The organism is Bacillus sp. Xin1 (genome assembly GCF_013314535.1).
In the GTDB taxonomy this organism is placed as follows: domain Bacteria; phylum Bacillota; class Bacilli; order Bacillales; family Bacillaceae_G; genus Bacillus_A.
On the sequence record NZ_JABUAE010000003.1, the window covers coordinates 109,815 to 133,773 of the forward strand.

Below are 23,959 nucleotides of genomic sequence, written 5' to 3' on the forward strand. Positions count from 1 at the left end.
AGAAAAAATAAATTTTTTTGTTATTGGTGAAAAAGAAGTGAGGATAGTATATGAAGAAAAGAATTTTAATCGTAGAAGATGAAGAAAATATTCGAGAAGTATGCAAACGGTATTTAGAAAGAGAAGAATATGAAGTATATACCGCTGTAAATGGTAAAGAAGGTTGGGATTTATTTCTTACACATCAACCAGATTTAATTATATTAGATTTGATGATGCCAAAAAAAGATGGATGGGAATTATGCGAGGAAATTCGTCAACAATCAAATGTCCCTATTATTATGTTAACTGCTAAGGGAGAAGAAAGGGATCGAATTTTAGGCTTAACAATGGGGGCAGATGATTATTTAACAAAGCCATTTTCCCCTCGTGAATTAGTATTAAGGGTCCAAATTATACTAAGAAGAGGAAGCCGGGTACCGATACAAGCGAAAGAATCCCTATTGGAAGTGATAGAATTTCCAGATTTGAAAATATATACAAAGACAAGATGTGTACTTGTTTGTGATAAGGAAGTGGAGTTAACGGTGAAAGAGTTTGAGGTACTTTATCTCATGGCAAAGCATCCAAAACAAGTATTTTCTCGCTCGCAGCTTCTTGAACTAATTTGGGATTTTGGACATGAAGGGGCATCAAACACAGTTACCGTGCTAGTGAGTCGTTTACGTGAAAAGCTTGAGAAGCATACAATAAAAAATCGTTGGATTCATACGGTTTGGGGTATAGGATATCGCTTTGAGCCAAATGGAGGAAATGAAACATGAGATTACGTATTCAATTGTTACTTATGAATTTATTAAGTACCAGTATTATGGTAATTGCTATATGGTATAGTGAGACGAAAATGTTACTTGAACCGGAACAAACGCGGTTATTAACAGTAATTGCATTTGTGGCATTCATTATTTCAACGTTTATTTATTGGTTAATGACACGCCCTATCATGAGATCTATACAAAATTTAATAAAATTGACGAAACAATTTAGTGATAGACACTTTGAAACAATGTATATACTTGGGCAAGAACCACGGGAGTTTAAAGAATTAGCAACAGCCTTTCAACAGATGGCAAAAAAATTAGAAGAAGGGTTTACTAAGTTAGAGGAACAGGAAAACTCTCGTAAGGAGCTAATTACCAATATCTCACACGACTTACGAACACCTATGGCTAGCATGCAATTGATGATCGAAGCATTACAAGATAACCTGATTGAAGATCCTGAAATGAAAAAGCAATACTTAGCGACGATTTTAAAAGAAATAGAAAGATTAAGTGGATTAATTAATGACTTATTTGATCTTTCAAAGTTAGAGTTTGAGCAAGTAGATTTTCACCCAAGTTTCACACATTTAGATAAAGTCCTATTAGATGTATTAGAGTCATATTCTGTCTTGTTAGAAGACAAACAAATCTATATGCAATTAGATGTTCCTGATACATTACCTCGACTTTTGATTATGCCTTGTAAAATAGAAAGGGTCATAGGTAATTTATTACATAATGCAATTCGGTATTCTCCTGTCTATGGAACAATTGAATTGACTGTAGAGGAAAATAAACAAACTCAACAGGTCCAATTCAATTTGCGGGATGAAGGAATGGGAATTTCTCCAAATGATCAATTACGCGTATTTGAACGTTTTTTTAGAACAGATCGATCAAGAAGTTCGCAATCTGGAGGATCCGGTCTTGGATTAGCTATTGCAAAATCATTGATTGAAATGCACAAAGGGGAAATTGGTGTGAGGAATCGTGCAGATGGTAAGCAGGGAAGTGAATTTTGGTTTACTCTTCCCATCACATCAGAAAAAAATAAGATTGCTGAAAGACTTTTGTAACATTTACGTTATAAAAATGAAAGACCTTCTTGTTAACATACTACTACACAGTATGTTACAGGAGGTTTTTTACTTTATGAAGAGAAAATATGTATGGTTTATAGGTGGTTTGATAATTGTATTGGGGATCTTATGGTTATTGTTCCGACCAGAGAAATTATTTATTGATAAACACGTGAATGAAGCATTGCCACAAACAGAGGTGCAATCAACTGAAGCAAAGAAACAAATTGATCGAGTAATAAGTGAAGGACTGTTTCAAAACGGTGTCCATGAAACAACTGGAACGGCAAAAATTCATCAATTAGCGGATGGAAAACGTGTTTTGCGACTTTCTAATTTTACAACATCTAATGGGCCAGATGTACGAGTTGTATTAGTTCCTACAAATCGTTTGAAAAATAATGAAGACGTGAAAAACTATCAGTATATTGAATTAGGAAAATTAAAGGGAAATAAAGGAGACCAAAACTACGAAATTCCTGAAGGGATAGATGTAAGTGTATATGGTTCGGTTTCTGTTTGGTGTAAAAGATTTAATGAAAACTTTGGTGCGGTTTATTTTAATAATTAAATATTAATTTAAAATTTCCCTCTAACTCAAAGGGGAGATTCATATGGGATATGGTGGCAGTTGCGGCGGAGGTTGTGGATTCGTATCACTGGTTGTGCACTTTATCTTATTAATCATAGTTGGAACTAGCTGCAGCGGATTTAGTTGCTAAGAAGGACACTCATAAGAGTGTCTTTTTTATATTTCTTAATTTTTGTATATTTTGGAGTTACTGGACGTTTACGGAGAGATTATATTCGTGCACAAATAATTTTAAGAGTATGCTAGGAAATCTTTGATTTATCAAGAAAAATTAAATTTAAAATGCATTATATATAGAAGCCACTTGAGGGGAGGAATGTTAAATTACAAAACGTATCATATAGTAAGGGGAAGATTTTAGTAAAAGTTGAAGGATACGATGGTCACTACATTTTTAAGTAGGAAGGAAAGAACATGAAATTTCTATCTCGTTTTGGTCGACATTTCCACCGTTTACAGTGGAAACTGACTTTATTTTATGTATTAACAACCATTGGTGTACTATTGACACTTGAAGTGATGGGATTTCTTATATCACTTAGTTTAGTGAAATATAATGCGGACCGAATGTTTGAACAACAGATAAGTATACAAGCTCAAAATATATCTTCTAACTTTAACGGACCATTTATTAATCAAAGTCAACTGAAGAAAGCATTAGATGATTGGCCCATTGAAGTAGGAACTGAATTCGATGGATTTTCTGCGATCATTGATTCTAATCGGAATTTACTTGCAAGTGCTGTAGAGGATGTGCCGCAGTTTATTGATTATAAAGCAGAATTTCCTGCGAAAGTTTCTCGGCATATATATACAGTGTTGTCACTGAAACCATCTGAAGCGCGTAAAGGAGAAAGGTGTGAAAATTACTGTTCAGTGTAAGCAACCTGACATTCAAGAAGGTAACAAGCCGAATGTAAATTGCAATTCAGAAGAGGTGATAGATAATGGGGAAGGAAGATCTGATTTCGATTTTAATTGTTGATGATCATGCCATTGTAAGACAAGGGTTGAATGCTCTATTCACAATTCAACCTGATTTTCATGTAGTTGGAGAAGCAGAAGATGGTGAAAAGGCTACGGCTCTAGCTACTGAACTTGTGCCAGATATCGTACTATTGGATTTAGTGATGCCAGGTATCAATGGTGTAGAAGCGATTCGAAGAGTTAAGCAAGTTAGTCCTCGTTCTCAAGTGATTGAGTTGACTTCATATCATGAGGATGAATACATTTTTCCAGCATTACGTGCAGGTGCAATATCATATGTACTTAAAGACATTGAGCCTAATCAATTGGTTGAAACTGTAAGGAGAGGCGTACAAGGTGAATCTATTATGCATCCACGTGTTGCTGCACGGGTTGTTAATGAGATTCGTGCTACGAAACAGGCATCTCCCAATCCATTTTTTGAGCTAAGTGAACGAGAATTATGATTTAGGTGGCGATCCATCTCGTATTTATAATAGTGCGAATGACGGAGATTTATCGTTCATTTTAGATATCACACCAGGGATTGGAACTAGAAAAGAAATTGGTCAGTTAATCAATGGTAAGTAAAGACCTGGTAACAGATAAAAAATATGGACCAGAAGACTATGGTTGGGGTACACTAGCTGTTGTATCCGGCTAAAGATAAAAAACGAAGGGAGATTAGTATAGAAATCATACTAAAATCACTTCGTTTTTTTCATTGAAACTATTTGTTTGGCATTGTTGCTATATATTTTTTCACTACTTCATAAACGTATTCTTGATTTGCCGATGCTGTATTTGGATTGTATTTCCCATTATTTGTTTTATTATTTGATAGTACTCGAATGCCTAAGAAGGGAACGTCATAAGCTTTTGCGATCTGTGCAGCAGCAGCGCCTTCCATTTCTTCTACAGATGTTCCGTATTTCGTGTGGAACCATTTAATTCTATCAACTTCGTTATTCCATAGATCTGCTGAACCTATTGTTCCTTCAACTACTTTACCTTTTGTATACTTATCTTTTACCGCATTTGCTGCTGCAAGTAAATCTTTATCGCCCTCGTAATATCTAATTTTTTCATCATTTGGATCTTCACCTGCACTTCCTTCAGAAGCCATTAAGTCCATAGATATCCATTTTGACGGATCCATTCCTTGGTTTTCGTCCATATTTGTTGTTTTCAATGAGCCGATGTTTGCGACCTTTTTACCTAAAACGATATCAAAGACGTTTAAATTTGGATCATGTCCACCAGATGTCCCTTGATTGATGATGGCTTTAGGTTTATATTTTTCAATTGCAATTGCGGTAGCTGCTGCTGTATTTTCCATTCCTTTACCTGTTTTCGCAACGATTACAGGATAGTTATCTACTGTTCCTTTATAAAATACAAAAGTTCCTGATTTTTCTTCTTTCACATCTTTTAACTTTTTCGCAAATTTTTCAGCTTCTATTGGCATAGGTCCTTGGATTAAAATAGGGTTTTGAGCCTCTTTTGATTTTGCCTCGCTTTTCGACGGTGAGCTACATCCTGCAAGTGCCGATAATAATAGTACACTCGTAGTCGCAAAAACAGCGCATTTTTTAACAATTTTCTTCTTCATAACATAATCTCTCCCTTTTCTCTTGGTGTCTGTGTTTCGTATACTCGGTATTTTTGGTCCAAAGAAAAAAGTTCTAGAATATGTAGAATGATTTCTACTTTCTAGAACTACGGAAGTCAAAGTATAGTTAATTAAGCAAACAAGGATGCTTATAAAACGGTAGCGACGAATATGTCTAACAACCGATTACTTTAACCCGTAGTCCAGTTCTTTTATTGGGAACTAGGTAGAAACGCTCGGACCATATTACCGAGTATATACGAGTGATGATATTTAAGATGATTACATTTATAATATAGCAAACTTATAATGGATATTCAATAAAAACCGAACTTTATTTTATAAAAAAATAAAAAAAGTTCGGTTTTTTATGGTTTTAAAGTAAAAAATGGTTAGTTTTTAGGAGTTTAACACTCAAATAGTGATATCTAATTTAAAATACAGTACAACGAAAGGATATTTCTAGCACTTTTGTACCGGTACAGTTTTGTTAAATGTACATTGTTTATAAGTCATTTGATTTTTAGAATGAGTATATAGTAAAGAAGGATATTAGATCATGATTCTATTTTACTCAATACCCTTTAAGATGAGATGGTACTCTCACTTTTTCTTGATAATGATCAAGTTCTAATAAGACATATTCATAGTACAAAAAATTGTAGAGGAAGTGTTTTATATGACAGAATTACAGAAGTTATTCTTTTCAAGATTGAATCTTGAGGAACAAAAAACACTTGAAATTGAAGACTTAAATATAATAATGCAGGCAATGGCTTACGAAATTCCCTTTGAGAATTTGGATATTGTAAAAGGTGATACAAAAGAAATTTCAAAAGAAAATTTACAAGAAAAAATATTAATAAATTCCCGTGGTGGTCTTTGTTATGAGTTGAATTCAATTATGTATTACTTTTTAAAGGATTGTGGTTTCGATGCCAAATTAGCATTAGGTACTGTTTATGATAGAGAAGGAGAAATTTGGGCTCTTGAGGAAGGGCATGTTACAATCATTTTAAATTATAATCATGCATTATATCTAATTGAAGTAGGGCTTGCTTCTGTTGTGCCTTTGGTGCTTGTTCCATTCACTGGTGAGGTTGTTAAGTCGATAAATGGTGAATATCGTGTTAGGAGAAAAAATACGGATAAAGGGTCCTACGTTTTAGAGAGGAGAGACGTTAATATATCACCTAAATCAGATGAGAAGAGAGAATGGAAATTATGTCATGCTTTTCATACAGATACTATTGATGAAAGAACCTTAAATCGAGTGCAAAAGAAAGTGGTAGAAGATGAAAATTCCCGCTTTAATAAAGGACCAATTGTTGTGAAACTTATGGATTCTGGGTACATTTCTTTAACAAAGGAAAGTTTAACTCAAACAATAAATGGTCAGAAAGATAAAAAGTTACTTACAGAACAACAATATACAGAGATATTACAGGATAAATTTAATATTAAACTGTAAAAACAATGTAAGTTATTTTTCATTTTGAGAACAAAGAAATGCTTAAGTTGATGGAGTTAAACTACTTTACCATCGACTTAAGCATTTGGGCTTTTTTTGAATAATTTCAGTTTACGCAATGACATCATTTTTCACACTAGAACCAAATCAATTACTGGTGCGCTAAATTAATCTCCACTTTCTTCATTATTACAAGTTAATAATGGTTCGTACATCATTATAGCATGATTCTCCGTTACATATTGATCTTCTATAAACTGTTTCTGTTGGCTATATACTCTACGTTGAATAATATTATGTCGTATATAACCACCCCAGTATGCAGGTTGGATTGAGTGTTCTTTTTCGTAAACTTCATATTGATAAAGCTGCGGATAGGCTGTTCTCCATTCACCAACTAAATGTGTATCTGTGATATAAAGGTGAAGTTGATACGATTGGTCCGTTTCATTTTTAATTTGTAAGTCCAAATAGTTATAGGAACAAGTTGCTCCGCTTCCAAATGGTTGGGTACGCTTGGAATCAGGAAAGACATCGAAGCTATGACGATATCGTTCTGTTACTGTAAGTGGTGTATGTAAGGTCATCCAATATATTAAATTTGAGAGCTGACAAAGCCCTCCCCCAATGCCTGCTTGAAAAGATCCATAGTGTAGTATCATACCTTCTACATACCCTTTTCTCTTCGTAGGTTTACCTATTAAACGCCAGTAAGAGAATGTTTCTCCTGGTCTAATAATGATACCATCTAGCTGTTTAATGGCAATCTTTAAATTAACAACTTTATTCTGTTGATACCACATATCTACATCCTTGAGTTTACGAAGTAATATCGTTCGGTGCTGAATAGCTGTACAGGCTAATTTTTCTTGTTGTAAAGTTTTTGCATATGTTTTTCCGTCTGTTAACCACTGGATGTATCTCTTTGTAGAGTAATACCATGTTCCTAGCATAATACGATATTTAGATCGCTGTTTAGGACGTAAGTTCACTATATTCATTTTATTTCCTTTCTCTTACATATTATTAAATACATTTGTATCATAAAAAACGAAAAAACCATATATTATAATATTATTTAAATAAAAAAAGAAAGTATTTGGCTCTCTTACTACATATTTTAATAGGGCTTACAGCTCGCTCTACAACAAAAATTATATCTTATCCTTTGTGAAAAATATATAGATACATTACTAAGTTTAGAGAGGGAAAAGATTTAATAGATCCGAAATGGAGATATTGATTTTTGTATAACTTTCCTCCAATTGAGCAGATAGGGATAGAGGGCCTTTTATTTGGTGCGTATCAATAACCCTTTAATATCGATTCAAACTTTATGAGTCTGTAACTATAAGGAACTGGCAGTAAGCATATTCATTTTTAACACTGCTCCGATTTTTAGAATGGTATTTTGGGGTGTTTAGTTACAAGAATTAAACATCAATACTTACCTAAAAGATATATGCTGCTACTTTACATGATTTATCGCTCAAAATTTCAGCTGTAGATGGTTTGGTAGAGATGCTTCTCAGAAGAGTCAGAACTTCAAGGGAAATTAAAGAATGCGTTAATAAAGGGAATGAATGATACCGATGGTGCAAAGAGAGTTGCTAAAGTTGATGGTATGACGCTATTAAAGCGTAGTTTTTCGATTTACCGCCGATATCGCTTATAGTAATATTGTACTATAAAAACAACAATGAATAAAAAAGAAGGAGCTAGCAATGACAATTATCGTTAAATTAAACCTTAATAAATATACAAATATGGTGGTAGTCAACCAACCAGAAGATTACGACGTTTTTACTGAACAAGCAACTACGCTTTCTAAAGATCATGATGCTATTTTCATTTTTGTAGAAACAATCGATGAGATGGTAAAGCACACACAACTTATTCTTAATAAACAGCTATTACTCGAAAAAGGCTATTTATTTTTTGCTTATCCGAAAAAAGGAAACACTCGTTATGAAACTTTTGTTCACAGAGATGAAATATTTCCAGCAATGAACGTTGGAGAAGATGGATATGTAGGTAATAGTGATATCAAATTTGCACGAATGGTAAGTATGGACGATGTCTTCACTGTCGTTGGTTTGAAACGCGAAAAAAAGAAAGCTAAGAAGACATCAGCCGCTAGTCAATGCGTCTCTGATTATGTCGAAAACATTAAAGATGTAGAAGTGTTATTAGCTAATCATCCTAATGAACTTCAATTTTATCAAGATTTAACGCCAGGATATCAAAAGGATTGGGCGCGTCACATATTCTCAGCAAAACAGCAACAAACACGTGAAAAGCGTGCGCAGCAAATGATTGAAATCCTTTCACAAGGTTATAAATCCATTGATTTATTCCGCAGAAAGAAGAAATAAAGAAAACTTAATAGTAGAAAGTGGACAGTTTAAAATTAGGGACTGAATGTTAAATACTAAGATGTAAAAAACACATTCTTGATTTCATGCTATAAATAAGGAATCAAGAATATGTTTTTTTGTGAAATTTGGTTTTTGATGTAAAAATACATAATGATGACACAATTTATAGCATGAAAAAGTTGAAAAAACATCTCCTTCCAGTATACTGAATATGGTTTAAGATTTATAAGAACTACTTTTTACAGCACATAAAATGTGTAGAGCTCTTGTACAGTAAATAAAATATAAAAGAATGAATAAGAAAAGGTGTTTGAAATGAAATCGTATATTGTAGTTGGAGCTGGAATTTTAGGAGCATCTACTGCTTATCATCTGGCTAAAGAGGGAGCTAATGTTACTTTAGTTGATCGCCAAGATTTAGGGCAAGCAACGGATGCAGCTGCAGGTATTGTATGTCCGTGGCTTTCACAACGACGTAATCAAGCTTGGTATAAAATCGCAAAAGGTGGAGCGCGCTATTACGCTTCTTTAATTCAGCAATTAGAAGAAGATGGCGAAACAGATACAGGTTATAACCGAGTAGGTGCTATTAGCTTACATACAGATGATAAAAAGTTAGATCAAATGGAAGAGCGAGCATATAAAAGGCGCGAGGATGCACCCGAAATTGGTGAAATTACTCGTCTATCGTCAGAGGAAACAAAAAAATTATTCCCGCCGTTATCAGAAGAATATGGAGCTGTACATATAAGTGGTGCTGCTCGTGTTAATGGAAGAGCACTTCGTGAGTCGCTTGTAAATGCTGCGAAAAAACATGGTGCTACTTTTATAAAAGGAGATGCAGTTTTAATTCATGAAAATAATCATGTTAAAGGTATCCATGTAAATGGCGAAACATTAATTGTGGATCAAGTAATTGTCACTGCAGGAGCTTGGGCAAATGAATTACTAAAACCACTTGGTATTAACTTTCTTGTGACTTTCCAAAAAGCTCAGATTGTTCATTTACATATGCCAAACACGGATACAGAAAATTGGCCAGTTGTAATGCCGCCCAATGATCAGTACATTTTAACTTTTGAAGATGGCCGTATAGTTGTAGGAGCAACGCATGAAAATGATACTGGTCTTGATTATCGCGTTACAGCCGGCGGTTTGCATGAAGTCTTTGATAAAGCATTATCTGTGGCACCAGGATTAGAAAATAGTACGATGTTAGAAACAAGAGTTGGTTTTAGACCATTTACACCAGGTTTCCTTCCAGTTATCGGTCCGTTACCGGATTTTAAAGGTATACTCGTTGCGAATGGTCTAGGTGCTTCGGGATTAACAGCAGGTCCATACTTAGGTGCTGAACTTTCGAAACTGGCTTTAGGACAACCGATAGAATTAGATTTAAGTCATTATGATGTAGCCGGTGCAATTGAATAGTTATTAGATATAGAAACAAAAAAAGATTAGGGTGTTATTCCTAATCTTTTTTTGTTTCTTTTTACATTGTACGCAGTGAGTTCTTTTTTGCTCTTGTTGATGTTGTAAAGCTTCAGTCATGTTACTCCACTAAAGGACCATTTTCTTGAATAAAAGAAGGGACTATTCGTAAGTAAATCGAAGTTAATCAAAGGAATAAATGTTCAAAGCACTTTTGAACATTTATTCCTTTCCACTGACATACTGTTGTCAGCATTAGACGTTTACAATAGCTATGGGAATAGCAACTAGGAAATTACTCGGCGACTCTAAATATTGATTATAATTACTTACTCAACATTGAGGAGGAAATCGATTATGAGCGACACAAAGACATTACGAGGACTCACCACCGTCAGTTTTTGGGCGGCTGATCTAGCGGCGGCAAAGAAGTGGTACGCTGAACTATTGGGCATCGCTCCATACTTCGAGCGCCCAGGATATGCCGAGTTTCGCCTCGGCGACTACCAGCACGAGTTGGGCCTGATCGATAGCCGCTATGCGCCCGATGGTTCGACGACCGGACCGGCCGGTGGTGCTGTCGTGTACTGGCACGTCGACGATGTAACAACAACTTTCGAGAAGCTGCTGTCTATGGGAGCGAAAGAACATGAAGCACCCACAGTTCGCGGTCAGGGGTTCATTACTGCCTCCGTGATTGATCCTTTTGGGAACATCCTAGGTATTATGTACAATCAGCATTACTTGGAAGTTCTGGGTTCGACCAGGAAAGAGTGATCCGTGCTGTCGGCATTCAGCTTAACCTATGTCCAGTACATACCATTCGCATTGCTGGTATACTTACACAATTTATTTTACAAAATCGTTTACACGAACAAATGAAAATGACCAATTAGTATTCTGATAATAGGCGCATTAATTGAAGAAGGATCACAGAAATAATCAAATTTTTTTATGAAAAATGATTCAATTGAATATATTAAGAGCTTGTTTTGATTAATCTTTTTTCAAAATAAGCTCTTTCTTTTTGTTCGTTTACCAAGGGCATTAGTATCAATTTGATCAAATATTATTCTAAAGCACATGGGGGAAATTTAATCGTTTTGGAGAAAAAATCTATTTGGGTTGTACTTTTGAAATTTAGAGAATGAAGGAGTTGCCTTAGGTGGATCACGTTGAGATCAGAAGACCAATCATTGGTGATTATGAAGAGTTAAATCAATTTTTCCATACAGTTATTATAGATACGTTTGCTAAAGAGGGGTTATCGGAGTTGGTTGATGACATAAAAGATGAGATTGAAACAAAAAAGCAGTATTTGAAATGCGACTTTGATAGCGATGGGAAAAATCGATATTTTTTGATCGCTGTAGATAAACATTGTAATAAAATTATCGGTACAATTGAGTTTGGTCCATCAAGTAAACTTATTAATAGTTGTACAGATGGCGTATTAAAAGACTTATATGAAGTAGGGACTGTATTTGTACTGCCGAATTATCAAAGACGCGGCATAGGGAATTTGCTTTTAAATGTAGTACTCCTTACCTTATTAAGTAGAGGGATTAAAGAATTCTGTTTGGATAGCGGGTATACGAACGCACAGAAAATATGGAAGAAAAAATTTGGAGAGCCTAACTTTTTGTTAAAGGATTATTGGGGCGAGGCTTATGATCATATGATTTGGAGAAAACGTATCGATGATATACCTATAATATTTAGTAGATAGCAAAAAACGGTATTTTTACTCAGCATGAATAGCTTTTCTTACATACATGTGCTATTATTTACCTTTACAATAAAAGAGGACGTGAAGCAACTTGATTAAAATTGATTTACCTGCAGTTGATGTTTCTATCACAGAAAGAAAACAAGTAATAAAAGGCGATGAACCAAGAATCACTCCAATCCATGGATTTATTGATTTTCACCTGTTTCCAAGAGATAAAGGCGGCATTTTTATGTTTTATAACATTAATGACGAACTTCTTTTTGTTGGGAAAGCACGTAAAATAAGACAACGTATTAAAAAACACTTTGAAGACAATGTTTCACCAATTAAAGCACATCGTGATGAAGTATACCGCATTGATGTATGTATTGTAGAAGATCCAATGGAAAGAGAAATTTACGAAACATATATGATTAACGAGTTTCAAGCGAAGTATAATGTGGATAAAGTATTTTATAAATAAAATCAATGTAAAACATGATCTTGGTACTACATCAAGATCATGTTTTTTTATATGCAATAAAAAACATTGGATTATTCTTAATCATTCGACAAAATACAACAATCTGAGATCGTGTTTTTTGTTATGATAAGTAAGGAATTTATATATTATGTTTATCGGGGGATAAAAAGAGATGTTGAAAAAATTTACTACATGTATTTTAGGTAGCGCTTTAGTATTCAATTTATCTGGCTGTGGAAGTACATCTGACAAAACTTCTTCAGAATCTAAAGAAACCAATTCTAAACAAGAAGAAAAGAAAGTGCAAACAACTGATGAGGCGAAAACGAAAGAGAATACAAAGCAGAAAAATACAGAACAAACAAAAGAGAAGTCAAAAATAAAAGAAAAAGAGTATACTTTAAACAAGGCTTTTCATACACCTAAATTTGATGTAACTGTAAAAAGAGTTGTAGAAAGAGATAAGGTTGGTAAAGAAAGTATAGGGATCCAAGAACCTGAAGATGGACATGTCTTTATTGTTTTAGAAGTGGAAGGAAAAAACATCACAAACGAACCGATGAAATTAGCCGTTTTACCATCAGTTGATTTAGTGGATGAAAATGATAATGTTTACCAAAGTGATGTGTGGGCAACTAGTAGTTATGAGGTTGAAAAAGGCGAGACCTCTACTATTACTAAGGAATTAAAACCTGGGGATATAAAGAGAGAAAATAAAGTTTATGTGATTAATAAAGAAAAGTTTGATACGGGTAAATGGTATGTTCTTGTTAATCATGAACATAAAGAACAAATTAAATAGGGTTTATGTTAAGAGGGGATATACCCTCTTTTTTTGTTTTCTGAAAAAGTCCTTAAATCTTGAATTCCTTTTCCTTTCTTTCATAACAGGTAAAAACAAACATATACTGGTACAAGCAAACAAGAAAGGAGACCATCATGAACTGGTTAGAAGCTTTTATATTAGGAATTATTCAAGGATTAACGGAATTTTTACCTATAAGCAGTACGGGGCATTTATATTTAGGAAGACATTTATTCAATTTAGATGAAGCGGGTCTGTTCTTAGATACAATGCTTCATATTGGGACACTGATCGCTGTGTTTATTTATTATAAAAAAGAGTTTGTGTATTTGATGAAAAACCCATTTTCAAAACTTACTTTTTTACTTATTGTTGGAACAATTCCAGCGGTCGTTATCGGTCTATTATTTAAAGATTTCTTTGAAGAAATTTCAAAAACAGGTGTAACAATTGGATGGGAGTTTTTAGTGACCGGTTTGTTTTTATATATGGCAGAGAAACAAAAAAATGGACGTAAGAAAATGGATGATATTACATATCAAGATGCTTTTATTATTGGTTCGTTTCAAGCGTTTGCTATTTTCCCAGCAATCTCTCGTTCTGGTATGACAATTGTCGCTGCGCTTTGGAGAAAGTTAGATCGTGAAACAGCGGCTTATTTTTCTTTTTTATTATCAACACCTGCTATCGTTGGCGCTATCGTTTTACAATCTGTGGATGTGTTTCAAGGGAAAGCTGAAACGATTTCAAGTACGTCGTTAATCATTGGAGCTTTATCTGCTGCATTTTTCGGATATATTGCGGTATCTTGGATGATTCAATATTTAAAACAGCATTCCCTTAAAGTATTCGCCTATTATGTTTGGGCCTTAGGTATTATCATTATAATTTTACAGTTCACTGGCGTATTTTAAGGATGAATCCTTAAAATACAATCAAGTAGTAAGTGAACTTTATGCAGGATCTTGCTGGTAGATATTATTAGATAAACTTAACACCGTTATTTTTTTCTATAATTAAATCATCCTTTTATAAAAAAGTTTGATAATTTTTGCGATCCTTACTCAATTAATACGCCCGATTGTGGAAGATTCTAATTACTATGTCTTATTGAACAAGCTTCTCTCTTTACTTTTTTATAAGAATATCCGTTTGCGGAGGGGGATTTAGCTGTTATAATAATGTCTGGGTAATAATAAATAAGTTCCCGTTGCTTATTAAACAAGCAAGGCCCGATTGGCCCTGCTTGTTATTTGACTATTACTTTTCCATCCATTCCTTTTTGGAAATGGTACCGACATATGAGTTCATATGTACCGGGCTTGTTGGGTTTCACGGTAATGGTTTTTTCTTTTCCCGGCTGGACTTCGGCGTCAATTCCGAGCTTTTCCACTGTGAAGGTATGCTCTTTCTTACCTTGGTTTTTCAATATCAACGTTGTCGTTCTTCCAATCGGAATAGTGATGACTTTCGGATTAAAGTAATCATCATTCAACTCGACCTCAATCACTTTCACTGACTCAACAGGCTGTGTTACGACGCTAGATTCGGCAAATACACCGAGTGAGCCTAGCGTTGTCACAACCACAATCATTGCAAGGAAAACGACCAATCCAGTTAACCGCTTTTTCACAGACATTCGCAATCCTTCCTTTCCTAAGTACTATTGTTTTCCAATTAATAAAATATTATCATTATAAATGGGATTCCAACGTGCTTCAAATAGTAACTCTTTTATCTGAAACAATGACAGAGAAAAAAGATTGACTCTAATAACGACCTTATGGAATTCATTCTTCTTCAATTAACCTGCACCATTAGTTTAAGTGTAATACTTCACATTCAAACAAAATATTTTCATCATCTTCAAGTTTAACTTCCATAATTTGGACATATTGTTGAACAAAGGAATGCTCTACAAAAAAGATCTTTTTATCAATCTTTATTTTTATAAATTATCGAATTTTATTTTAAGTCACAGAAATATCTATCAGGAGGTAAAAGAATGTTAGAAAAAGCAATCGTTATTGGTGGAAGTATAGCTGGAAAACTAGCAGCAAAAGCTCTATCAGATTTTTTTCAAGAAGTAATGATTTTAGAAGCAGGCGAAGAGTGGAATGAAAAAAGCCCTCGAAAAAAAGTGCCCCAAACATATCATCCTCATGTGTTATTAAAAGGTGGTGAAGGAGCAATTGAGAAATTATTCCCGGCAATTATGAACCAATTAAAAGAAGATGGTGGTATTGTAAATAATTTTACGGGAGATTTGAAATGGCATCATTTTGGTTTATGGAAACAACCATTTATTGGAGAGTTGAATGCGGTTCAACAGAGTCGTCCTATGCTTGAGTGGCATATACAAAAAAGAATGAGTGAAGTAACTAATATTACGACGAAATATGAAACAGTAGTTGAACAATTGATAATCGATCCACATCGTAACAAAATCTCTGGTGTGAAAACAAAGTGTTTAATAACAGGAATGAAAAAAGATCTTCACGCAGACCTAGTTGTTGATACGAGCGGATTTGGTTCAAAAAATATAGAGTGGTTAGAAACACAGGGCATAGATGTAAAAGAAGAAAAAGTATGGATTCAATTGTTTTACGCGACTAGGGTATTCCGTCTAAAACAGAATGAGCGTCCTGATTGGTGTAATTTACTTATTTCCCCTAGTTTTCCTGAAAATCCTTATGGTGCCTTTATTCAAACGATTGAAGACAATCATTATTTCGTGACTTTTAGCGGATATGCCAATGAAAAGGCACCAAAAACAGATGAAGAGCTCCTTGCATTTGCTCATAAGTTACCTGCCCCAGATGTCATTCATTTTCTTGAACAAGCAGAACCGATTACAGATATAAAAATACATAAGATCCCTTACCAAGTTCGTCGGCGTTTCGATTTAGTGAAAAATATGCCAGAAGGATTTTTAGTAATTGGAGATGCTCATTGTCGCTTTGATCCGGTTTTTGGACAAGGAATTTCTGTCGCTGCTATGGAAGCTGAAGAATTACAAATGTGTTTAAAGAAGGGGAAAGCATTAGAGAAAGGATTTACTCGTGGCTTCTATAAGCGAATTTCGAAAATTATTAAAACGCCGTGGGAAATGGCTACTACAGAGGCATTCCGTCATCCTAAAATAAAAGGTGAGAAGTCTTTTATACAACCATTTCAACAATGGTATACGAAAAAAATATACCAGCTTTCTGCGAATAATCCAGACATTTATATTCGTTTAGTTAGAGTAATGAATCTTATGCGTAGTCCTCTACATCTTTTTCATCCTAAGGTATGGTTTGCTATTCTTAAAACTCGACAAAAATAAAGGGGGTTAATCCTAATACTTATAGTAGGGAATTAACTATTAAATGGCGAATTTATAATAGTTAATTGAATAAAAAAAGGAATGAATTATGAATGGAAATATACATAGAAAAATTAAAGGAACAAGATGCAGAAGAATTGTTTGCTTTTGAGTGTTATAATAGAGTCTTTTTTGAAAAGATGGTACCAAGTCGTGGTGATAATTACTATGTTTATGAGACGTTCCAGCAAAAACATGATGGATTGTTAAAGGAACAAAAAGAAGGAATTTCTTACTTTTATCTTATAAGAAATATGAAAAAATCAATTGTGGGCCGAATCAACTTAGTAGACATTGAGAGAGATAGACAATCAGGATATCTTGGCTATCGTGTAGGAAAAGATTTTGTTGGAAAAGGAATCGCAACTAATGCCGTCCAATTACTCCTAAATCAAGCAGCAAAAAATCAAATTAATGAAATTCATGCAAAGACAACAAATCATAACATTGCTTCACAAATGGTATTAGAAAAAAGCGGGTTTTCGTGTACCACAATTGATAAAAAAGTTATAGAGTTAAATAATCAAAAGGTTAATTTCATTCATTACGTTTGGAAACATACTAAAATGTTATAAAAGAAATTTTAAAACAAAAGGGGAACAATGCAATGAAGGACTTACGTTATCCAATTGGGAAGTTTACTTATGAAGGAAATGTTACTGAGGAAATGGTAGAAAAGTGGATTGGAGAAATTGAAAATCTCCCTCAAGAATTGACAATAGCAATTAAAGAGTTAGATAAAGATCAGTTAGATACACCGTATCGAAAAGGTGGATGGACAGTACGGCAAGTTGTTCATCATGTGGTTGATAGTCATATGAATAGCTATATTCGTTTTAAGTTAGCTCTTACAGAAAATAATCCGACAATTAAACCGTATATGGAAGGAAAATGGGCAGAGCTCCCTGATTCAAAATTACCAGTAGATGTTTCTCTTGTATTATTAGACTCCTTACATAAAAGATGGGTAAATTTATTAAACTCTTTAGAACAAGAAGATCTTGAAAAAACTTTTAATCATCCAGAATCAGGTGAAACAAAACTAGAGGTCGCAATTGGATTATATGCATGGCACGGGCGTCATCACACAGCACATATTACTTCTTTACGGGAAAGATTAGGATGGTAAGGGGCTATGGAAATCATATTAGAAAGAGCAATAGAGTCTGATGCAGAATCTATTTTTAATATTCAAGTACAAGCATTTAAACCGTTATTAGAAAAATATAAGGACTATAAAACGAATCCTTCTAATGAAACGATCGATAAAGTAATTGCAAGAATAAACAATCCAAATGGTGGGTTATATAAAATATTAGTTGATAATACTCTTGTGGGAGCTATTTGTGTATTTATGAAAGAGAAGACGACACAATTCTGGATTAGTCCTATGTTTATTCTACCTAATTATCAAGGGAAAGGGATTGCTCAGAAAGCACTCACTTTAATAGAAAAGATGTTTCCACAAGCAATTAGTTGGGAATTAGCTACAATCCTAGAAGAAGAACGTAATTGTTATCTATATGAAAAAGCGGGTTACACTCAAACGTGGTTAAAAAAGAAGTTGAATGATCATACAACACTTATTTATTATAAGAAGACATTATAATAAATTTTAAGGGATAGATAAAACAGAGTAAGTCTGTATTGTCTATCCTTTTATTGTGGTTCTTATAATGCAATGATACGAAATGTCATTTTGTATTTTTAAAAGTTTTTAATGCATGTTGTTCCAAAAAATACGGGGTATATACTTTTATTTTTGTATAAATATACAAAAAGTGGCTATTTCGTTGTGTATTTTACTAGTGCTTTTTGAACGCTTAAAATACTGTCATCGCTTTTAAATTCTTTTGTGACTGGTTCGTGCATGCCAGATATCCAAATTTTAAGTTCAGCATCTAAATCAAAATGTCCTGCTGTTTCAATGCTAAATTGTGTGATGCTTTTATATGGAATAGAATGATATTCTGTTTTCTTACCAGTTACGCCTTGTTTATCTACTAAAATCATTCGTCGATTTGTAAATACAATTAAATCTCGGATTAATTTATACGCAGACTCAACTTGTTCATCATCAAGCATAATCTTTTCTAAGTCACGCTCAACATTTTCTACACTCGTATCAGATGCATTTCCTAAAATGCCACTAAATAAACCCATATGAAATTCCTCCTTTATAATCTGTGGAATGAGTTTCTTTTATTGTATCACGTAATAGGATAAGAGATTCTTACAATGCAGCAAGAGCTTTTTAAAGTGAATGCAATGAATTTATTAATACTTCATCATAATATCTTGTGCTAAAATATAAGTGTTTATAAAATTAAGAAACAAATGCAGAGGGAGTATACATGAAAAATATTGGTTTAGTATTAGAAGGCGGAGGCATGAAAGGATTATATACAGCTGGTGTACTCGAGTACTTTATGGAAAATGATTTATTTTTCCCATATGTAGTTGGAGTATCCGCAGGAGCATGCATGGGGGCAACTTATGTATCTCGCCAAAAGGGAAGAAATAAAAAAGTGAATACAGAGTTGGTTTCTGATCATCGTTACATATCATATCGAAACTTCATACGAAAACGAGAATTATTTGGTATGGACTTTCTGTTTGATGAAGTGCCTAATAAAATTGTACCGTTTGATTTTCAAACTTTTTTAAATACAAATGAGCAGTTTATAATTGGAACAACAGATTGCGAGACAGGACAAGCTATTTATTATAATAAGCAAGAGCACGGGAATGATATATTAAAAATTATTCGTGCATCAAGTTCAGTACCATTTATTGCTCCAGCTGTAGACTATGATGATAAAAAACTTTTAGACGGAGGAATCATTGATCCTATTCCTGTTCGAAAAGCACAAAAAGATGGATATAAAAAGAATGTTGTTATTATGACGAAACCGGAAGGATATGTGAAAAAACGTAATAGATTTTCGCCTATGGCAAAGTATTTATATAGACGATACCCGAAAATCTCGGAACTTTTAGTAGAACATTATCGGTTTTATAACGAAACCGTTTCTTATATGTCTTCAAGTTCACAAAAAGAGAATTTCTTTGTCATTCAACCAAGTGTGCAACTTCCTATTAGTGGGATTGAAAGAAATAAAGATAAGCTTGTTGAATTATATAATCTTGGGTATCAGGATGCTAAGAATCAGTATGATCGGTTATTAGAATGGATAGATAAATGAAAAAGAAGGGCAGCACACAGACTATATTGTTTGTGTGCTTTTTGTTCATAAAACATACAACGTTAGTACAGTATTTATATAGGAATTTATTTATTAAGCAAGAAGTACTAATCATATAATGCGATAGAGGAGGGAAGAGGCATGAGGTCAAATTACTAAGCCCTAAGATATCAGAACTTAGAAATCAATTAATCAACGGAGATATCCCTTCGTGTATTGCTGTTGGAATCGATCAATTGACAGAGAAACAATTTTTATCACTTCATCATGCATTACAATTACGTATGTATATGGCAGCTGGCACGCTTGAAAACGAACCGCTTTTAAAGGCTAATAGAAACCTCTCTAAGACACTTAGAGAAAAAGAGTATCAGATTGCCTATGATGAGTACCAAGGCGGTTATGACGAAATCTGGTGGCGTGAAAAATTTGCTGTAGGGGTACTAGCTCTAAATCATTCAAAAGCAACACTTTAAAAAGAAGGGGAGGAAGAAATTATGAATGAAAAGGATATAGATAAAGCGTTGAAAAAGCAAGAGATTTTAGTAAAGGATGAGAAAGTTTGGTCTTATACATATGAAGATCATATTAGTTCTATCATTAAACGTGCAGAAAAAGCAGGTGCTTTCGATAATTTATCTGGCAAGGGGAAGCCGCTTAATATCGATAAAAACCTTTCTTATCATCCCGAAAAGCAACTTTATAAAACGTTGAAAGATAACCACGTTTTACCTAGATGGATTGAGCTTTCAAAGGAAATTGATCATTTAAAAGAGAAACTGAAAGAGATTACAGATTCTATAGAAGCAGAGAAATTAATTGAAACTATTAATAAAAAAGTGTCAGAACATAATCTTTTGTGTCCACCAACTGCACAAAAGATGAGAGTGAAAATGGATTTTTAGTATTTTTTCCTAAGTCTTTCGCTTGTTATATAATTAAGATAGGTTTATTTTACTTATTATGTAAGGGGGAAATGGAGAATGACAAATACATATCATTTACAAGTACCAAAGCAGTTAGAGCCGTATAGAAATATTATAGAAAAAAGTGTGAGACCTTATATTAAAGTTACAGGAGAACTAAGCGAAACAACGCTATTTCAAAGTAAATTTGGTGGGTACCCATATTTGCCGCTTCATCATACCCATCCAAAAGGTTCAAATGGGAAACCGTTGATGTTACTAGCGCAATTGAATCTTGAAGAAATTCCACAAATTGAATATATGCCAACAAAAGGACTGTTGCAGTTTTTTGTAAACGGTGAAGATGACATTTTTGGTGCTAATTTTGATTGTTTAACAGAACAAAAAGATTTTCGAATTATTTATCATTCTGAAATAATTTATGATGATTCGCAGCTTGTAACTGATTTTAGTTATTTGAATCATTTGGATTTAGAATATTTTGTTATACCGCAAGTTGCTAAATTAACATTTGAACTAGCCTATCAACCTATAACAATAGAAGATTATCGTTTTGAATCGCTTTTTCAAGATACAGTTGATATAGAAGAGATCATTGATAACGAAGAGGGAATAGAATTTGGCGAATTGTATGAAGAGTCTTTTAGAGGTCAAGGGCATCAAATAGGCGGATATCCATTCTTTACACAAACAGATCCAAGAGATTGGCAAGAATCTTATCAAGAACACAACATTTTATTGTTACAAATTGATACGGATGACTCTTTAGGGATCATGTGGGGAGATTGTGGCGTTGCGAATTTCTTTATAAGAAAAGAAGATTTAATCAAGTTAGATTTTACTAATGTACTTTATAATTGGGATTGCTGTTAAGGAAATGCAAGGCCGCTTTCTACATGAGTATATGGAAGGTGGCCTTATTCTTCGCCCTAAAAGAATTTTTTCTATTTTCAGCAGGTGGAATGCTATCAGAAAGCGGGGAAGAGGGGTTGCGACAATTAACAAAACTTTGTGACCTTATCGTACAGTAGAGATCAATCGCATGCCTGAACTTCATTTTGTAAATCTCCATCAAATTATCGAAGGAAATAAAACAATTACATTAGAAGTAGAAAACTTAATGAAAAAAGATTTACAACATTACCATCCAAAAGATTGGACAATGATTGAAGGTGCCGAAACACATCGCTTTTTTATTGAAGCACCGATTCAAGATTTGTCCCTGGGTGGTTTTATTCGTTCTACAGATACAGAGAAATACATTTGTTATGTAAATACGTATCAACCTAGAATTTATCAAGATTTTAGCCTGGTTCATGAACTCTTATTAAATCGAACTACATTATGTTAACTAAGGAGAAATTTCAAGATACATAGCAAATAATAAGCAGGTTAAGCAAAATATGTAATTAAGCACTAAATTCACTTATATTTGATAAATAAGATATAGATGTAACGATTAAAATTTGGAGAGAAATTTTATAAATGAATCGATTGATTAAAATCGGATTTAGTTTATAAATATTTTTCAGTCATAAATTCATTTATAATCTTCAGCATCATAATCATAAATACATCAGTAAAATTTCGACATAAATTTGCTGTGATAAATCAAAAAACTAATGAAATCTACAAAATTATAATTAGATGTAAATCGCATTAAAAATTTTCGTTTTATCTCAAAATGTATAGTTTACTATAGATATGAGACATAAAAACCTTTTATTTATATAACTTCTGATAATATATATTATGTTAACTGTAAAAATAAAAGTAACTTATCTTTATTATATTCCCCCCTCTTTTGACCGTTACTTAATAAAAAAAGATTAGTGCCAGAATGCAATACACTAATCTTTGAAAGGATTTTAATTTGAATGAATTTGTTCAAATCGATTTTTGAATTCTAAATCGTTTTTTAACCAACTTTTAAATGTCGATTTGCTAATGTTGAGATATTCGCAAGACTTATTTATAGAATTGTGCTGCTGATATTGTATGAGAAAATCATTTTTTCTTTGAGCGACAGCTGATTTTGTTCTTTTTAATTTTCTATCATGTAATTGTTCCGAATCTGTGGTTTCCATTTGAAATATATCATATTTTCTTTGCAAAAATAATTCTTTATCTTTATAGATCCAATCAGAGAAACGTTTAATTGTTTTTCTCCTGCTGAGGATTACACGATAATGAGTTTTTTTTATTTATGAAGTTTGGTTTGAAGTTTCGCTCTTGTAAGATTTGGATTAAGGAATGCATAAAGCTATATGATCCCCCTACAAAACTTACTGTATACGTTGGGTAATTTACATAGCCATCTCCATCAAAATATCCTCTAACGAAATGATGTAGATGCTCTTGTGGGACAAATGGGAATTGTACGTTGTTTGATTTACAAGGCGTGATTCCATGTAAGTTCATTAAATCGTTTTTCATGATTTTGCTATTTAAATTTAACATATAAACGCCAGTGTTTTTATTTTGGTACAACGGCTGATTTGAATTGAGTTCGATTTTTATATCTTCTAAAATTCTCGATTCTTTTTGAGAAATACTTACGGTTTGATTATCTTTTGTAATGACACCATCTGCAATAAAAAATCCTAATATATATGCCATATTATTAGACCAATTCTTAAAGTAATCTTCATTTAAATGATATTTTCGTTTCCAGCTCCCTCTTGCTCTCTTTTCAACATTGTTATCCGTTAAAACCATCCGAACATATCTAGGTGAAACATTAGCCATTTTTGCAATATTTGACGTGCTCTCCCCTTTTAAATAAAGCTTAAATCAGTTCGTCTTTTTCCAATGTACATTTAGACTTCTTTTTGCTCCTGTCAACCACTTTGATTCTCTCCTTTCAATAGATATAAATTAGGTGTGCATCTTCTTCTATATCATATAAAAGAACTGATGTTCTGTCTATTTTAGCTATTGAAATTGGAGTAACATTTTTATTCACTGTTGATCTTCATACCCTCCTTTTTTTCTGCTGCTATCTGCTTTATTTTTGGAGCAACTATATAGCATACTTTCTCGGGTTCTCTTCTGGGAATTATTTTTACATCTTTTTAATTTGTAGAATTTTTAAATTTAAGAGAATTATTTCCTTTTTCTTCTTGATTTGTATAAATTATATCCTTTAGTATAGATGTGCAAATCTA

27 protein-coding genes, 2 pseudogenes and 1 riboswitch are annotated in these 23,959 nt (G+C 33.4%); of the genes and pseudogenes, 24 read left to right on the forward strand and 5 right to left on the reverse strand.

The window, feature by feature from the left end:
- Positions 1–50 precede the first annotated feature (50 nt).
- The 7 genes and pseudogenes from HRG09_RS05775 to HRG09_RS28605 all read left to right on the forward strand — a co-directional run.
- Positions 51–764 carry a response regulator transcription factor gene (locus HRG09_RS05775; protein ID WP_174099787.1) on the forward strand — a complete coding sequence of 238 codons (714 nt, stop codon included), beginning with the start codon at positions 51–53 and terminating at the stop codon, positions 762–764.
- A complete protein-coding gene (locus tag HRG09_RS05780; protein WP_174099788.1) occupies positions 761–1,840 on the forward strand; it encodes a sensor histidine kinase in 1,080 nt (359 codons plus the stop codon). Before HRG09_RS05775 ends, HRG09_RS05780 begins: the two co-directional genes overlap by 4 nt.
- Before the next feature lie 76 nt (positions 1,841–1,916).
- The gene (locus HRG09_RS05785; protein ID WP_174099789.1) at positions 1,917–2,414 is read left to right on the forward strand and encodes a DM13 domain-containing protein; all 498 of its coding nucleotides are present in this window, start codon (positions 1,917–1,919) and stop codon (positions 2,412–2,414) included.
- Between the two features lie 43 nt (positions 2,415–2,457).
- Positions 2,458–2,565: a YjcZ family sporulation protein gene (locus HRG09_RS05790; RefSeq protein WP_174099790.1), complete on the forward strand. Its 108-nt coding sequence runs from the start codon at positions 2,458–2,460 to the stop codon at positions 2,563–2,565.
- A 284-nt stretch (positions 2,566–2,849) separates the two neighbouring features.
- The gene (locus HRG09_RS05795) at positions 2,850–3,317 is read left to right on the forward strand and encodes a hypothetical protein (RefSeq protein ID WP_254610033.1); all 468 of its coding nucleotides are present in this window, start codon (positions 2,850–2,852) and stop codon (positions 3,315–3,317) included.
- A 65-nt stretch (positions 3,318–3,382) separates the two neighbouring features.
- Positions 3,383–3,868, forward strand: coding sequence for a response regulator (locus tag HRG09_RS05800; protein WP_254610034.1), 486 nt, complete (start codon positions 3,383–3,385; stop codon positions 3,866–3,868).
- Positions 3,867–4,062, forward strand: a pseudogene (locus tag HRG09_RS28605) (hypothetical protein); the annotation flags it as partial. The gene HRG09_RS05800 and the pseudogene HRG09_RS28605, both read left to right, overlap by 2 nt.
- A 69-nt stretch (positions 4,063–4,131) precedes the next feature.
- Here the strand turns inward: HRG09_RS28605 and HRG09_RS05810 are convergent.
- A complete protein-coding gene (locus HRG09_RS05810; RefSeq protein ID WP_174099791.1) occupies positions 4,132–5,013 on the reverse strand; it encodes a 5'-methylthioadenosine/S-adenosylhomocysteine nucleosidase in 882 nt (293 codons plus the stop codon).
- A gap of 179 nt (positions 5,014–5,192) precedes the next feature.
- Positions 5,193–5,296, reverse strand: a riboswitch (purine riboswitch).
- 396 nt (positions 5,297–5,692) lie between these two features.
- Between HRG09_RS05810 and HRG09_RS05815 the strand changes: the two genes are divergently transcribed.
- Positions 5,693–6,484, forward strand: a complete 792-nt coding sequence (locus HRG09_RS05815; RefSeq protein WP_174099792.1) for an arylamine N-acetyltransferase family protein — start codon at positions 5,693–5,695, stop codon at positions 6,482–6,484.
- A 167-nt stretch (positions 6,485–6,651) separates the two neighbouring features.
- Here the strand turns inward: HRG09_RS05815 and HRG09_RS05820 are convergent, their stop codons facing one another.
- Positions 6,652–7,485 (reverse strand): VanW family protein, encoded by an 834-nt coding sequence (locus HRG09_RS05820; protein ID WP_174099794.1) that lies wholly within the window; start codon positions 7,483–7,485, stop codon positions 6,652–6,654.
- A gap of 723 nt (positions 7,486–8,208) precedes the next feature.
- On the opposite strand from HRG09_RS05820, the gene HRG09_RS05825 reads away from it, so the two are divergent.
- The 7 genes from HRG09_RS05825 to HRG09_RS05855 all read left to right on the forward strand — a co-directional run bounded on the left by HRG09_RS05825 (position 8,209) and on the right by HRG09_RS05855 (position 14,207).
- The gene (locus HRG09_RS05825; RefSeq protein ID WP_174099795.1) at positions 8,209–8,859 is read left to right on the forward strand and encodes a YdeI/OmpD-associated family protein; all 651 of its coding nucleotides are present in this window, start codon (positions 8,209–8,211) and stop codon (positions 8,857–8,859) included.
- A gap of 318 nt (positions 8,860–9,177) precedes the next feature.
- The gene (locus tag HRG09_RS05830; RefSeq protein WP_174099798.1) at positions 9,178–10,293 is read left to right on the forward strand and encodes an NAD(P)/FAD-dependent oxidoreductase; all 1,116 of its coding nucleotides are present in this window, start codon (positions 9,178–9,180) and stop codon (positions 10,291–10,293) included.
- A 357-nt stretch (positions 10,294–10,650) separates the two neighbouring features.
- Complete coding sequence (locus tag HRG09_RS05835; protein ID WP_174099800.1) at positions 10,651–11,070, forward strand: VOC family protein; 420 nt, start codon at positions 10,651–10,653, stop codon at positions 11,068–11,070.
- 388 nt (positions 11,071–11,458) lie between these two features.
- Positions 11,459–12,022, forward strand: coding sequence for a GNAT family N-acetyltransferase (locus HRG09_RS05840; RefSeq protein ID WP_174099802.1), 564 nt, complete (start codon positions 11,459–11,461; stop codon positions 12,020–12,022).
- 91 nt (positions 12,023–12,113) lie between these two features.
- Complete coding sequence (locus HRG09_RS05845) at positions 12,114–12,488, forward strand: nucleotide excision repair endonuclease (RefSeq protein WP_174099803.1); 375 nt, start codon at positions 12,114–12,116, stop codon at positions 12,486–12,488.
- Between the two features lie 172 nt (positions 12,489–12,660).
- Positions 12,661–13,290, forward strand: a complete 630-nt coding sequence (locus tag HRG09_RS05850; RefSeq protein ID WP_174099805.1) for a hypothetical protein — start codon at positions 12,661–12,663, stop codon at positions 13,288–13,290.
- 137 nt (positions 13,291–13,427) lie between these two features.
- On the forward strand, positions 13,428–14,207 hold the full coding sequence (locus HRG09_RS05855) for an undecaprenyl-diphosphate phosphatase (protein WP_174099807.1): 780 nt from the start codon (positions 13,428–13,430) through the stop codon (positions 14,205–14,207).
- 335 nt (positions 14,208–14,542) lie between these two features.
- Here the strand turns inward: HRG09_RS05855 and HRG09_RS05860 are convergent, their stop codons facing one another.
- Entirely contained in the window at positions 14,543–14,932 is a 390-nt protein-coding gene (locus tag HRG09_RS05860) for a cupredoxin domain-containing protein (protein ID WP_174099808.1), read from the reverse strand.
- 366 nt (positions 14,933–15,298) lie between these two features.
- Between HRG09_RS05860 and HRG09_RS05865 the strand changes: the two genes are divergently transcribed.
- The 4 genes from HRG09_RS05865 (at position 15,299) to HRG09_RS05880 (ending at position 18,269) form a co-directional block, all read left to right on the forward strand.
- Positions 15,299–16,621: a glutamate synthase gene (locus HRG09_RS05865; protein ID WP_174099810.1), complete on the forward strand. Its 1,323-nt coding sequence runs from the start codon at positions 15,299–15,301 to the stop codon at positions 16,619–16,621.
- 92 nt (positions 16,622–16,713) lie between these two features.
- The gene (locus HRG09_RS05870; protein ID WP_174099812.1) at positions 16,714–17,235 is read left to right on the forward strand and encodes a GNAT family N-acetyltransferase; all 522 of its coding nucleotides are present in this window, start codon (positions 16,714–16,716) and stop codon (positions 17,233–17,235) included.
- Positions 17,236–17,267: 32 nt separating this feature from the next.
- A complete protein-coding gene (locus tag HRG09_RS05875) occupies positions 17,268–17,789 on the forward strand; it encodes a YfiT family bacillithiol transferase (protein WP_174099815.1) in 522 nt (173 codons plus the stop codon).
- Between the two features lie 6 nt (positions 17,790–17,795).
- Positions 17,796–18,269 (forward strand): GNAT family N-acetyltransferase, encoded by a 474-nt coding sequence (locus HRG09_RS05880; RefSeq protein WP_174099816.1) that lies wholly within the window; start codon positions 17,796–17,798, stop codon positions 18,267–18,269.
- A gap of 176 nt (positions 18,270–18,445) precedes the next feature.
- Here the strand turns inward: HRG09_RS05880 and HRG09_RS05885 are convergent, their stop codons facing one another.
- Positions 18,446–18,823, reverse strand: a complete 378-nt coding sequence (locus HRG09_RS05885) for a PH domain-containing protein (RefSeq protein ID WP_174099818.1) — start codon at positions 18,821–18,823, stop codon at positions 18,446–18,448.
- Between the two features lie 191 nt (positions 18,824–19,014).
- Here HRG09_RS05885 and HRG09_RS05890 point away from each other — a divergent pair, with 191 nt between their 5' ends.
- The 5 genes from HRG09_RS05890 (at position 19,015) to HRG09_RS05910 (ending at position 22,143) form a co-directional block, all read left to right on the forward strand.
- Positions 19,015–19,866, forward strand: a complete 852-nt coding sequence (locus HRG09_RS05890; RefSeq protein ID WP_174099819.1) for a patatin-like phospholipase family protein — start codon at positions 19,015–19,017, stop codon at positions 19,864–19,866.
- Between the two features lie 236 nt (positions 19,867–20,102).
- Positions 20,103–20,342, forward strand: coding sequence for a hypothetical protein (locus HRG09_RS05895; protein ID WP_309232012.1), 240 nt, complete (start codon positions 20,103–20,105; stop codon positions 20,340–20,342).
- A 21-nt stretch (positions 20,343–20,363) separates the two neighbouring features.
- Positions 20,364–20,771 (forward strand): DnaJ family domain-containing protein, encoded by a 408-nt coding sequence (locus tag HRG09_RS05900; protein WP_174099820.1) that lies wholly within the window; start codon positions 20,364–20,366, stop codon positions 20,769–20,771.
- 78 nt (positions 20,772–20,849) lie between these two features.
- Positions 20,850–21,665, forward strand: a complete 816-nt coding sequence (locus HRG09_RS05905) for a YwqG family protein (protein WP_174099821.1) — start codon at positions 20,850–20,852, stop codon at positions 21,663–21,665.
- Between the two features lie 169 nt (positions 21,666–21,834).
- Positions 21,835–22,143, forward strand: coding sequence for a hypothetical protein (locus HRG09_RS05910; protein ID WP_174099822.1), 309 nt, complete (start codon positions 21,835–21,837; stop codon positions 22,141–22,143).
- Between the two features lie 517 nt (positions 22,144–22,660).
- Here HRG09_RS05910 and HRG09_RS05915 read toward each other — a convergent pair.
- A pseudogene (locus HRG09_RS05915) lies at positions 22,661–23,640 on the reverse strand (LAGLIDADG family homing endonuclease).
- Positions 23,641–23,959: the final 319 nt, after the last annotated feature.

What these genes read in the sequence shown, in the direction of transcription:
- HRG09_RS05825 (WP_174099795.1), top strand. Translation starts at nt 8,209, where the DNA reads ATGACAATTATCGTTAAATTAAACCTTAATAAATATACAAATATGGTG.
- HRG09_RS05810 (WP_174099791.1), bottom strand. Translation starts at nt 5,013, where the DNA reads ATGAAGAAGAAAATTGTTAAAAAATGCGCTGTTTTTGCGACTACGAGT.
- HRG09_RS05850 (WP_174099805.1), top strand. Translation starts at nt 12,661, where the DNA reads ATGTTGAAAAAATTTACTACATGTATTTTAGGTAGCGCTTTAGTATTC.
- HRG09_RS05870 (WP_174099812.1), top strand. Translation starts at nt 16,714, where the DNA reads ATGGAAATATACATAGAAAAATTAAAGGAACAAGATGCAGAAGAATTG.
- HRG09_RS05885 (WP_174099818.1), bottom strand. Translation starts at nt 18,823, where the DNA reads ATGGGTTTATTTAGTGGCATTTTAGGAAATGCATCTGATACGAGTGTA.
- HRG09_RS05790 (WP_174099790.1), top strand. Translation starts at nt 2,458, where the DNA reads ATGGGATATGGTGGCAGTTGCGGCGGAGGTTGTGGATTCGTATCACTG.
- HRG09_RS05860 (WP_174099808.1), bottom strand. Translation starts at nt 14,932, where the DNA reads ATGTCTGTGAAAAAGCGGTTAACTGGATTGGTCGTTTTCCTTGCAATG.
- HRG09_RS05910 (WP_174099822.1), top strand. Translation starts at nt 21,835, where the DNA reads ATGCCTGAACTTCATTTTGTAAATCTCCATCAAATTATCGAAGGAAAT.
- HRG09_RS05855 (WP_174099807.1), top strand. Translation starts at nt 13,428, where the DNA reads ATGAACTGGTTAGAAGCTTTTATATTAGGAATTATTCAAGGATTAACG.
- HRG09_RS05890 (WP_174099819.1), top strand. Translation starts at nt 19,015, where the DNA reads ATGAAAAATATTGGTTTAGTATTAGAAGGCGGAGGCATGAAAGGATTA.
- HRG09_RS05795 (WP_254610033.1), top strand. Translation starts at nt 2,850, where the DNA reads ATGAAATTTCTATCTCGTTTTGGTCGACATTTCCACCGTTTACAGTGG.
- HRG09_RS05835 (WP_174099800.1), top strand. Translation starts at nt 10,651, where the DNA reads ATGAGCGACACAAAGACATTACGAGGACTCACCACCGTCAGTTTTTGG.
- HRG09_RS05900 (WP_174099820.1), top strand. Translation starts at nt 20,364, where the DNA reads ATGAATGAAAAGGATATAGATAAAGCGTTGAAAAAGCAAGAGATTTTA.
- HRG09_RS05880 (WP_174099816.1), top strand. Translation starts at nt 17,796, where the DNA reads ATGGAAATCATATTAGAAAGAGCAATAGAGTCTGATGCAGAATCTATT.
- HRG09_RS05785 (WP_174099789.1), top strand. Translation starts at nt 1,917, where the DNA reads ATGAAGAGAAAATATGTATGGTTTATAGGTGGTTTGATAATTGTATTG.
- HRG09_RS05875 (WP_174099815.1), top strand. Translation starts at nt 17,268, where the DNA reads ATGAAGGACTTACGTTATCCAATTGGGAAGTTTACTTATGAAGGAAAT.
- HRG09_RS05865 (WP_174099810.1), top strand. Translation starts at nt 15,299, where the DNA reads ATGTTAGAAAAAGCAATCGTTATTGGTGGAAGTATAGCTGGAAAACTA.
- HRG09_RS05830 (WP_174099798.1), top strand. Translation starts at nt 9,178, where the DNA reads ATGAAATCGTATATTGTAGTTGGAGCTGGAATTTTAGGAGCATCTACT.
- HRG09_RS05780 (WP_174099788.1), top strand. Translation starts at nt 761, where the DNA reads ATGAGATTACGTATTCAATTGTTACTTATGAATTTATTAAGTACCAGT.
- HRG09_RS05775 (WP_174099787.1), top strand. Translation starts at nt 51, where the DNA reads ATGAAGAAAAGAATTTTAATCGTAGAAGATGAAGAAAATATTCGAGAA.
- HRG09_RS05815 (WP_174099792.1), top strand. Translation starts at nt 5,693, where the DNA reads ATGACAGAATTACAGAAGTTATTCTTTTCAAGATTGAATCTTGAGGAA.
- HRG09_RS05820 (WP_174099794.1), bottom strand. Translation starts at nt 7,485, where the DNA reads ATGAATATAGTGAACTTACGTCCTAAACAGCGATCTAAATATCGTATT.
- HRG09_RS05905 (WP_174099821.1), top strand. Translation starts at nt 20,850, where the DNA reads ATGACAAATACATATCATTTACAAGTACCAAAGCAGTTAGAGCCGTAT.
- HRG09_RS05800 (WP_254610034.1), top strand. Translation starts at nt 3,383, where the DNA reads ATGGGGAAGGAAGATCTGATTTCGATTTTAATTGTTGATGATCATGCC.